Annotated in this window: 4 protein-coding genes; 3 read left to right on the top strand and 1 reads right to left on the bottom strand. The window is 69.6% G+C overall.

The features are described 5' to 3' along the window. The first annotated feature begins 41 nt into the window (after positions 1-41). Genes ectB through thpD form a run of 3 tightly spaced genes read left to right on the top strand, consistent with a single transcriptional unit; the run spans position 42 to position 2,655 of the window. Positions 42-1,313 carry a diaminobutyrate--2-oxoglutarate transaminase gene (gene ectB / locus EHS43_RS40435; RefSeq protein WP_125195526.1) on the top strand — a complete coding sequence of 424 codons (1,272 nt, stop codon included), beginning with the start codon at positions 42-44 and terminating at the stop codon, positions 1,311-1,313. A 45-nt stretch (positions 1,314-1,358) separates the two neighbouring features. Beyond that, positions 1,359-1,763, top strand: coding sequence for an ectoine synthase (locus tag EHS43_RS40430; RefSeq protein WP_007381148.1), 405 nt, complete (start codon positions 1,359-1,361; stop codon positions 1,761-1,763). A 4-nt stretch (positions 1,764-1,767) separates the two neighbouring features. Then, a complete protein-coding gene (gene thpD / locus EHS43_RS40425; RefSeq protein ID WP_125195525.1) occupies positions 1,768-2,655 on the top strand; it encodes an ectoine hydroxylase in 888 nt (295 codons plus the stop codon). 16 nt (positions 2,656-2,671) lie between these two features. Here the strand turns inward: thpD and EHS43_RS40420 are convergent. Further along, a partial coding sequence (locus tag EHS43_RS40420; protein WP_125195524.1) for a maleylpyruvate isomerase family mycothiol-dependent enzyme occupies positions 2,672-3,445 on the bottom strand: 774 nt, incomplete at its 5' end.

Raw genomic sequence — 3,445 nt, 5'->3', positions numbered from 1 at the left:
CTCTCCGCCTGACCCCCCACGCACCCGAGGAGCGATTCGTCGTGACCATCACCCAGCCCGACCTCAGCGTCTTCGAGACCCTCGAGTCCGAGGTGCGCAGCTACTGCCGCGGCTGGCCCACCGTCTTCGACCGCGCGCAGGGCAGCCGCATGTACGACGAGGACGGCCACGCGTACCTGGACTTCTTCGCCGGCGCCGGTTCGCTGAACTACGGCCACAACAACCCCGTGCTGAAACGGGCGTTGATCGACTACCTGGAGCGCGACGGCGTCACGCACGGGCTCGACATGTCGACCACCGCCAAGCGCACCTTCCTGCAGACCTTCCAGGACCTGGTGCTGCGCCCGCGCGACCTGCCGTACAAGGTCATGTTCCCGGGCCCGACGGGCACCAACGCCGTGGAGTCGGCGCTGAAGCTGGCCCGTAAGGTCAAGGGCCGCGAGGCCATCGTGTCCTTCACCAACGCCTTCCACGGGATGTCCCTCGGGTCGCTGGCCGTCACCGGCAACGCCTTCAAGCGGGCCGGCGCCGGTGTCCCGCTGGTGCACGGCACGCCGATGCCGTTCGACAACTACTTCGACGGCACCGTCGAGGACTTCCTGTGGTTCGAGCGGCTCCTGGAGGACCAGGGCTCCGGCCTCAACAAGCCGGCCGCCGTGATCGTGGAGACCGTGCAGGGCGAGGGCGGCATCAACGTGGCCCGCAGGGAGTGGCTCAAGGCGCTCGCCGACCTGTGCGAGCGGCAGGACATGCTGCTCATCGTCGACGACATCCAGATGGGCTGCGGCCGTACCGGCGCCTTCTTCTCCTTCGAGGAGGCGGGCATCACGCCGGACATCGTCACCGTCTCCAAGTCCATCAGCGGCTACGGCCTGCCGATGTCGCTGTGCCTGTTCAAGCCGGAGCTGGACATCTGGGAGCCGGGCGAGCACAACGGCACCTTCCGCGGCAACAACCCGGCCTTCGTCACGGCCACCGCCGCCCTGGAGCAGTACTGGGCGGACGGCTCCGCGATGGAGAAGCAGACCCGGCAGCGCGGTGAGCAGGTCGAGCAGGGGCTCATCTCCATCACCGAGGAGAACCTGGCCGACATCAAGGAGTACCGCGGGCGCGGGCTGGTGTGGGGCCTGGAGTTCCACGACAAGGAGCGCGCGGGCCGGGTGGCGCACCGGGCCTTCGAACTCGGGCTGCTCATCGAGACCTCGGGCCCCGAGAGCGAGGTCGTGAAGCTGCTTCCGGCGCTCACGATCACTCCGGAGGAGCTGGACGAGGGGCTGAGCATCCTCGCCCGCGCCGTCCGGGAAACCGTCTGAGCATCCGTCTCAGCAGACCGTCCAACTAGGAGGCATCGCAATACCGTGATCGTCCGTTCGTTCAAGGACATCGAAGGCACCGACCGGCATGTGAAGGCGGCGTCCGGCACCTGGGAGAGCAAACGCATCGTGCTCGCCAAGGAGCGGGTCGGCTTCTCCCTGCACGAGACGATCCTGTACGCGGGTACGGAGACGTCGATGTGGTACGCGAACCACATCGAGGCCGTCGTCTGCGTGGAGGGCGAGGCCGAGCTGACCGACCACGAGAGCGGGCAGACGCACTCGATCACGCCGGGGACCATGTACCTCCTGGACGGTCACGAGCGGCACACACTGCGGGTCAAGGAGGACTTCCGCTGCATCTGTGTGTTCAACCCGCCCGTGACCGGCCGGGAGGACCACGACGAGAACGGCGTCTACCCGCTGCTCACCGAACCCGAGGAGGTGTGACCGCATGACCACCATCACCGATCTCTACCCCAGCCGCGGCGCCACCGAGGTGGCGATCCCCCGCAAGGACCCGGTCGTCTGGTCGGCGCCCGGCGCGCCGGGACCGATCGCCACGGCCGATCTGGAGTCGTTCGAGCGCGACGGCTTCCTCGCCATCGACCAGCTCATCGGCCCCGACGAGGTCCCGGTCTACCAGCGCGAGCTGGAGCGGCTCGTCACCGCTCCGGAGATCCGCGCGGACGAGCGTTCGATCATCGAGCCGCAGTCCAAGGAGATCCGCTCGGTCTTCGAGGTGCACAGGATCAGCGAGGTGTTCGCGAACCTGGTGCGCGACGAGCGGGTCGTCGGCCGGGCCCGGCAGATCCTCGGCTCGGACGTCTACGTCCACCAGTCGCGGATCAACGTCAAGCCCGGTTTCGGGGCCAGCGGCTTCTACTGGCACTCCGACTTCGAGACCTGGCACGCCGAGGACGGCCTGCCCAACATGCGCACGGTGTCGGTCTCGATCGCGCTGACCGAGAACTACGACACCAACGGCGGGCTGATGATCATGCCCGGCTCGCACAGGACGTTCCTCGGGTGCGCGGGCGCCACCCCGAAGGACAACTACAAGAAGTCCCTGCAGATGCAGGACGCCGGCACGCCCTCGGACGAGGCGCTGACGGAGATGGCGTCGCAGTACGGCATCAAGCTGTTCACCGGCAAGGCCGGTTCGGCGACCTGGTTCGACTGCAACGCCATGCACGGCTCCGGCGACAACATCACGCCGTTCCCGCGCAGCAACGTGTTCATCGTCTTCAACAGCGTGGAGAACGAGGCCGTCGAGCCGTTCGCGGCCCCGATCCGGCGCCCGGAGTTCATCGGCGCGAGGGACTTCACGCCGGTGAGGTGAACCGGTGAGCTGATCCTCACAGCCACGACAGCGACGCGGCCCGCTCCAGTACGTTCCGTACGGCGGCCGCGTCGCCCGTCGTGGTGCGGGGCACGGTCGGCGGCGCGTACCGGCCGCCGACGAGCAGGCAGAAGTCCACGGCGTCCAGGGTGAGTTCGGCGGCCACGGGGTCGCTCTGCGAACCGAGCACCCACTGCTCGCCGCCCCGCACCGCGAACAGCACCGGCGGCGCCTCGTCCCCGAGGGCCCCGCCCAGGATGCGCACGGCCAGCGCGACCAGCAGCTCCAGATGCTCCGCGGGCGGCGGGGGCACGGCCAGGCCGAGGGCGCGGCCGATGTCGTCGGTGTGGATCCACGTCTCGAAGGCGCGCACCAGGAAGTGCTCGGTGACCGGCAGCCTGATGCCCATCAACAGCGTGGTGCGGGCGGCGAGTTCGTGATCGCGGGCGTGCGGGGTGCCGAGCAGTGCGGCCGCCTGCGCGGACCATTCGGCGACGGTCCGGCCGGGCGTGCGGCGGTGCTCGTGGGCGATCACCTCGGCGGTGCGCCGCTCCCAGGCCTCGGTCCAGTCCGCGTCCTCGTCGATCCGCGCGCCCGGTATCCGCGCCCCGATTCCCAGCCGCAGGGCCAGGTGTTCGTCGGCGGCGAGCAGATGGGCGACGGTGGCGTGCGCGTCCCAGTCGTGGACGACGGGGGTGGACCAGCGCCCCTCCAGCTCGGGCAGCAGCGCTCCGAGCCCCGCGACAGCGGCCGCGTAGGGAGCGGCGTGCCGGGCGACGGGGGGTGGCGC

It is taken from the genome of Streptomyces sp. RP5T, from assembly GCF_003933965.1.
In the GTDB taxonomy this organism is placed as follows: Bacteria; Actinomycetota; Actinomycetes; order Streptomycetales; family Streptomycetaceae; genus Streptomyces.
The sequence above is the reverse complement of the archived record's forward strand: the minus strand, read 5'-3'. Positions and strand labels throughout refer to the sequence as shown.

Bases quoted from the DNA above. Each gene is read 5' to 3' on its own strand.
- thpD (WP_125195525.1), top strand. From the start codon at position 1,768: ATGACCACCATCACCGATCTCTACCCCAGCCGCGGCGCCACCGAGGTG.